The organism is Desemzia sp. FAM 23988 (assembly GCF_045528365.1).
Lineage (GTDB): Bacteria > Bacillota > Bacilli > Lactobacillales > Carnobacteriaceae > Desemzia.
This window is the reverse complement of the sequence record NZ_JBGQQS010000071.1, coordinates 1-350: the sequence shown is the minus strand read 5'-3', so window position 1 is coordinate 350 and position 350 is coordinate 1. Positions and strand designations below refer to the sequence as shown.

Genomic DNA, 350 nt, shown 5'->3' with positions numbered 1-350 from the left:
ATATAAAATATGACGAATGGTCGTATCGGTGTAACAGATAGCATGATCCTCCTTCAAAATTTCAGTAAAATGCTTCACGTTAGGCTTTATCTTAAAACTTTGATAGAGCTCGATCACTTGTCTTTTTATTTCCTCTGGCACGGCGTGCCTAGCTGCTTTTCCTCTGTTGCCGTGTGAAAAAACAGCTTTTCCTCCTTCTTGATAGTCTTGAATCAATCTGTTGACTTGCCTCATCGAGAGCCCAAGTTCAACACAAGCTCTCTTTTTTTCCTTTCTTTTTTCTGCCACAGCTTTTATTACTTTATATTTCTTATCTTCATTCATCGTTAGTATTATCCTTTTCATGATTT

The 350-nt window shown here is 36.9% G+C and carries 1 protein-coding gene; it reads right to left on the bottom strand.

What is annotated here, in order from left to right; all coding sequences use genetic code 11:
* On the bottom strand, positions 1 to 324 hold a 324-nt coding region (locus ACEN4L_RS13500; RefSeq protein ID WP_407123681.1), incomplete at its 3' end, for a helix-turn-helix domain-containing protein.
* Positions 325 to 350: the final 26 nt, after the last annotated feature.